The sequence below is a fragment of the uncultured Boseongicola sp. genome (assembly GCF_937988555.1).
Classification (GTDB): domain Bacteria; phylum Pseudomonadota; class Alphaproteobacteria; order Rhodobacterales; family Rhodobacteraceae; genus Boseongicola.
Map to the genome: position 1 here is coordinate 1 of NZ_CALJXO010000363.1, position 5,724 is coordinate 5,724.

Annotated in this window: 7 protein-coding genes; 6 read left to right on the forward strand and 1 reads right to left on the reverse strand. The window is 57.0% G+C overall.

The window, feature by feature from the left end:
• From Q1B15_RS21340 to Q1B15_RS21360, 5 genes are all read left to right on the forward strand, one after another.
• The coding region (locus tag Q1B15_RS21340) for a CoA-transferase (protein ID WP_299757801.1) at positions 1-190 on the forward strand (190 nt) is incomplete at its 5' end.
• Positions 190-828, forward strand: a complete 639-nt coding sequence (locus Q1B15_RS21345) for a 3-oxoacid CoA-transferase subunit B (protein WP_299757804.1) — start codon at positions 190-192, stop codon at positions 826-828. The genes Q1B15_RS21340 and Q1B15_RS21345, both read left to right, overlap by 1 nt.
• A gap of 389 nt (positions 829-1,217) precedes the next feature.
• On the forward strand, positions 1,218-2,219 hold the full coding sequence (locus Q1B15_RS21350; protein WP_299757807.1) for a lysylphosphatidylglycerol synthase transmembrane domain-containing protein: 1,002 nt from the start codon (positions 1,218-1,220) through the stop codon (positions 2,217-2,219).
• The gene (locus Q1B15_RS21355) at positions 2,216-3,526 is read left to right on the forward strand and encodes an FAD-binding oxidoreductase (RefSeq protein ID WP_299757809.1); all 1,311 of its coding nucleotides are present in this window, start codon (positions 2,216-2,218) and stop codon (positions 3,524-3,526) included. The genes Q1B15_RS21350 and Q1B15_RS21355 overlap by 4 nt, the downstream gene beginning before the upstream one ends.
• Positions 3,523-4,263 carry an SDR family NAD(P)-dependent oxidoreductase gene (locus Q1B15_RS21360; RefSeq protein WP_366141762.1) on the forward strand — a complete coding sequence of 247 codons (741 nt, stop codon included), beginning with the start codon at positions 3,523-3,525 and terminating at the stop codon, positions 4,261-4,263. Before Q1B15_RS21355 ends, Q1B15_RS21360 begins: the two co-directional genes overlap by 4 nt.
• A 22-nt stretch (positions 4,264-4,285) precedes the next feature.
• Here Q1B15_RS21360 and Q1B15_RS21365 read toward each other — a convergent pair whose 3' ends face one another.
• Positions 4,286-5,158 carry a lytic transglycosylase domain-containing protein gene (locus tag Q1B15_RS21365; protein ID WP_366141763.1) on the reverse strand — a complete coding sequence of 291 codons (873 nt, stop codon included), beginning with the start codon at positions 5,156-5,158 and terminating at the stop codon, positions 4,286-4,288.
• A 352-nt stretch (positions 5,159-5,510) separates the two neighbouring features.
• Here Q1B15_RS21365 and Q1B15_RS21370 point away from each other — a divergent pair, with 352 nt between their 5' ends.
• Positions 5,511-5,711 (forward strand): hypothetical protein, encoded by a 201-nt coding sequence (locus Q1B15_RS21370; protein WP_299757813.1) that lies wholly within the window; start codon positions 5,511-5,513, stop codon positions 5,709-5,711.
• The last annotated feature ends 13 nt before the right edge of the window (positions 5,712-5,724 follow it).

Consider the following 5,724-nt stretch of genomic DNA (forward strand, 5'->3'; position numbering starts at 1 on the left):
CATGTGTGGTAAAATTTGTGTGGCTGAAGTCGAAGAGATTGTGCCAGTTGGCAGTCTCGACCCTGACAACATCCACTTGCCCGGCATCTATGTCAGCCGCCTCATTCAGGGCGATCACGAAAAACGCATTGAACAGCGCACGACAAGACCGCGCCCTGACGGGGCAGCACGCAAGCCGGAGGACGCATAATGCCCAATGACGCAAAAGGCTGGGATCGCAATCAGATGGCCGCGCGCGCGGCGAACGAACTTGAAGACGGCATGTATGTGAACCTTGGCATCGGAATCCCGACGCTTGTGGCGAATTATGTGGGCGACAAGGACATCACGCTTCAATCCGAGAACGGCATGTTGGGCATGGGTCCATTTCCGTTTGAGGGCGACGAAGATCCTGACCTGATCAATGCGGGTAAACAGACGATTACCGAACTAGACCGCACGGCGTACTTCGACAGTGCGCAGTCCTTCGGCATGATCCGGGGCGGCAAGATTGCCGCGGCTATTCTTGGCGCGATGGAAGTTGCGGAAAACGGCGACCTCGCAAATTGGATGATCCCCGGCAAACTGGTCAAAGGCATGGGCGGCGCGATGGATCTCGTGGCTGGTGTCGGGCGTGTGATCGTGGTGATGGATCACACCAGCAAGCACGGCGATTCCAAGATTCTGAAAGAATGCACCTTGCCACTGACCGGCAAGGGGGTTGTGGATATGATTATCACCAACCTCGGCGTCCTTGATGTGGTTGAGGGTGGTCTCAAAATTGTTGAGCTTGCCGACGGCGTGACCGAGGCGGAAATGCGCGCGGCAACGGCCGGAACTATTCTTTAGGGACTGGCCAAATTCACAAAGAAATCAGCGTCTCTAAGGGGCGCTCTTTGCGGGTTCAGGGCGAGTCTGAGGCTGATCTGACGTTTTTAATTGCCGTCGTCTAAGTCATTGCGGTTCATACCGCTGTCCGAAAGCATTTTTCGGCACTGGCGCAGGCGTAAAGCTTGTAGAAAATGGGTTGCAGACGCAATAGCCGAAGCCTTGAGGGTTATCCCTCTCTGCCATTTTGTGAATGCGCCACACGCCAGCCACCCGCAATGGGCAGACGCGTTCAGCGTATAACCGCAGCTTCGAACCTATGCTGGGCTAAAACGCCGAATAACTGTTTATAAATCCGAAACAGCTTCATATTGTTGCCTAGATCTGTTGCTAATCGACAGGCAATGGCAATGAGCAGTCTTTCACACCCACCTCGCGCATCCAACCCAGCGCCCCCATCGCGCCGCTGGCGTGACTTTGTGTTGCTTGGCGGGCTGGTCTTTTTGGTACTGGCGGGTCTTGTGGGCCTTGCAGTTGCAACGGGATGGGAAGACACCATGGCCGCTTTGCGTAGCCTGTCGGTAGCTGAAATCATTGCTCTTTTGGTGCTTAGCCTTGTTAATTACGGCCTTCGCGGCGTCCGCTGGCATCTCTTTGCGAACCGACTTGGGCTTCCAACGCAATTGGGGCAGAATCTGCGCCATTTCCTTGGTGGCTTCGCCATGTCCGTGACGCCCGGCCGGATCGGTGAGCTTGTCCGTATGCGCTGGCTTCAACGCGAATCCGGGTGGGCCTTTGATCGAACTGCGCCCTTGGTGCTGGTTGATCGCTCATCAGATCTCGCCGCGATGGCAATCCTTCTTGCGCTGGCCCTTGCGTTTTCAACGACCGGCGTCGTCGGCGGAGCGCCGGTTGCAATTCTTGCGCTGATCGCAGCCTTTGTCGCCACACGCCCGCGACTGATGCGAATGGCTGGTGACACTGCGCATTTGGCAAGCGCACGCCGCTTTCCACGCCTGTTTGCGCGTGTCCGCCGCGCTTCGAAATCACTATCAGCCTTCCAGGGCCCCACTGTGCTTGTGGCCGCCGGAGCGCTTGGCGTCATCGGTTGGCTGGCGGAAGGCTGGGCCTTTCATCTTTTGCTGGTTTGGATGGGAGCAGACGTTGGCTTCTGGAGCGCTGTCGGCATCTTTATCTTTGCGACGCTTGCCGGTGGCCTGACAGGTGCACCAGGCGGTCTTGGCGGCGCGGAAGCCGCAATGGTTGCCCTTTTACTGGGCTACGGTGTTCCGATTGAAATTGCCCTGCCTGCCACACTTATCATCCGCTTAACCACACTCTGGTTTGCCATCGCAATCGGCCTTCTCATCTTCCCTTTGGCGGAACGACGCTCGAAAATGAGTACAATATGACTTGGAAAACAACGGACTATACCGGCTGGGGTCGCGTTCACAGCGCGACCGGGCAACTTGCCCGGCCAGAACGCACAACTGCTCTGGCGGCGCTGGTGAAGGCGACGCCTGCTCCCGCGCTTGGCATGCGTCGCAGCTACGGCGATGCCTGCCTCAACGACGGTGGTCGCATGATCGACATGACCCGGTTGGACCGAGTCCTTGATTTTGATCCGCAAACCGGTGCGCTTCATGTCGAAGCGGGCGCACAAATCGGCCAGCTTCTGAAAATTTTTGCGCCGAAAGGCTGGCTGCCCCCGGTGATGCCGGGGACTGGACTTGCCACTGTTGGCGGCGCCATCGCAATGGATGTCCACGGCAAGAACCACCACGGTGCAGGATCCTTTGGGGTCCATGTGACGGAAATTACTCTTATGACGCCCAATGGTCCCAAGGTCCTGACATTAAAAAAGAACATGACCCTTTTTAAGGCAACGATTGGTGGGCTGGGGCAAACCGGGCCGATTGTCTCAGCGCGCCTGCAGATGTTGCGTGCCAAAGGCGATGTCATGATCGTAACCGAGCGTCGAGTCGAAGGCTGGGATGAATTTCTGGCCCTGCTGGACGCCTCGGAGGCCACATATACCGTAGGTTGGATTGATGCGACGGCGCGCGGCGATCAGCTGGGACGTGGCATTCTGGAAGAAGCCGAAACCGGGGCTGGACGGGTGCCCGCCGCCAAGCGCGGCAAACGTATTCCGGTTGATGCGCCGGGGTTTGCCCTCGCGCCTTCAGTCATTCGGATGTTCAATGCCGCATACTGGCGGCGTGTCCCTGACAAGGGGCGCACAGTGGTCAAACCGATTGACGACTTCTTTTTCCCGCTCGATAAAGTCCATGACTGGAACCGTCTGTATGGCAAAACCGGGTTTCATCAATTCCAATGCGTCGTTCCAATCGAGGCCGCGGACGCCCTTCGCGCAATGCTCGAGCGGATCGCGGGATCAGGACTGGCCTCGCCCTTGGCTGTCTTGAAACGCATGGGAGCCGGCCGCGCCGGCTATATGTCCTTCCCGATGGAGGGTTATACACTGGCGGTCGATTTTCCGAACCGAAGTGCCGCCGCGCGCCTCATCGGCGAGCTAGAAGCCGCAACTGTAGACGCTGGCGGACGCATCTATCTCGCGAAGGACGCCCTTGCAGGGCCGGAAACGGTGCGTGGGATGTATCCTGACTTTTCTGTCTGGAGCAAAGCCGTGAAATCAGCCGATCCCCATGGACACTATATAACAGACCTCGTCCGCCGCCTTAAACTGAGGGCAGCATGATGTCTCAAACGTGGATCATTCTTGGTGCCACATCAACAATTGCCCGCAGCTTCGCCCGCCTCGCCTCGGAACGGGGGGACGGTGTTCTTCTGGCAGGCCGCGATACGGTTGATATGAAAGCGACAGCAACAGACTGCGCGGTCCGCGGCGCGCCTTTGGCGGAAGTTATCGCCTTTGATGCACGCGATAGCCGTAGCTTTGCGGCTATTCTCAAACGAGTGGACAGCATCGAGGGCACACTCAGTGTTGCGGTCTTTGTGGGGTCAATGCCGTCCCAGGACGAAATTGACGCGGATCCCTCACTGATACTTGGGACCGTTACCGACAATTTTACCGGTCCGGCCGAATTCCTGACCACGATCGCACCGGTCCTTGAAGCGCGTGGAAGCGGTGTGATCGCGGGTATCGGGTCCGTCGCCGGAGATCGCGGGCGGATCGGAAATTATGTCTACGGCGCTGCGAAGGCAGGTTTTCACACATATCTTTCGGGATTGCGCAATCGCATGGGCCGCAAGGGCGTTCACGTGATGACAGTCAAACCTGGCACGGTTGATACCGCAATGACCTGGGGAATGGGCAAGCTTCCATTCCTGGCTCAGCCCGAAAAAGTGGCCGCAGATATCCTACGCGGTGCGGACCGCCAAAAGGACACTCTATATACACCGCTAATTTGGTGGCCGGTTATGACGGTTATTCGCCTGATCCCGGAACGCGTTTTCAAGAAGCTTAAAATCTAAAAAGAGTGACGCAAGCGGCGCGTTATTGATTGGCCGAAACTACGCTGGGGCCCACAAAAACGCAGCCGTCGGTGACAAGTTGGGGCGGCGTCAAGCACAGGCCGCGCGCCACGTTCCAGGCGGCAAGCACTTTTGGGACATAGGCGCGAGTTTCTGCGAAGGGCGGAACGCCTTCATGTGTGTCAACCGAACCTTCTCCGGCGTTATAGGCCGCAAGCGTCAAAACGGGATCCCTGTCGAACCGCTTAAGGAGCCAATCAAGATAGGCGACCCCACCGCGAATGTTGTCGCGGGGTTCGAGGCTGTCACCAACGCCGAACCGCGCCGCGGTGGCCGGCATCAGTTGCATCAAGCCCTGCGCACCGGCATGGCTTTCCGCATCGGAACGGCCTGCGCTTTCGATTGCAATCACGGCAAGAACCAACGCTGGCGACACTTCCGTGCCAATAGTCGAGGTCAAGATATCAATGCCGTGGCGCTCGGAGATAGTTTTTAGCGTTTGCAGTCTTGGCGTGCCAACTTTGGTCGCGCCCCGCTGGACGGCTATCAGCGCGTCCTGGAAGCGCTCTGCCCCATCAACTCCGCGTTTCGGCGATACCGCCTGCCAATACCATGAGAAGTCCACAATACCCGCAGGCACAAGTCCAGCCGGAAGCTGCAAGGCGGCGGCTGGTCGCGGATCGCCGGGGCGGCGCGGATCGCCTCCGGGCGTTATGCGGAACAATTGCTGGTCCGGATCAATTTGCACGGTTATCCGAGAGGAGCCGTTTGCATTGGGCACCCCTACGCGCTTGAAGGTGAAATCCCCTCCGGCCTGCGACGTCTGCGCCGTTGCAACCGCACCATTTACGATCAACGCAAGCAAAGCACAGGCGGATAGTCGAGAAATATACAAAAGATTCATCTCTTTCATTCACTGAATACACAAAGATGTCGCAAAAGACCGACTTTGACGCCAGCTCTTTTGGACGGATTGTTCTCGAGTTCCGGAAAGTGATGCTATCACGGCATGCTTTAATGCCTCAATTGAAACGCTCCCGACCCATGAATCCTTACTTTTCAGCAACTTAGAAAAAACACTCTCTCCCACTTTACCGAACGAAAATTGTACGATGCGGGTCAAACTCTCGCCCCAATTCCGGGGCCATATAAGCCCATGCCAAGACGGCAATGGATCGATCGTGAGAGGCCGATCCGCTAACGCGTCAAGGTCTTGTTTGAAACTAAGCGTACCCTAGGAGGGACACATGAACGTATTTAACATTTTTCTCAACGACGAATCTGGTGCCGTAACGGTTGACTGGGTTGTTCTAACTGCGGCCATCGTTGGCCTCGGCATTGCAGTTCTGACTTCGGTCGGCGGCGGCACGACTTCGCTTGCTAGCAAAGTGTCAGGTTCTCTCGATGGCACGACAATGCCTACTACGGTAATGCCCAACTTTAACTAATCAGTTAATTTTC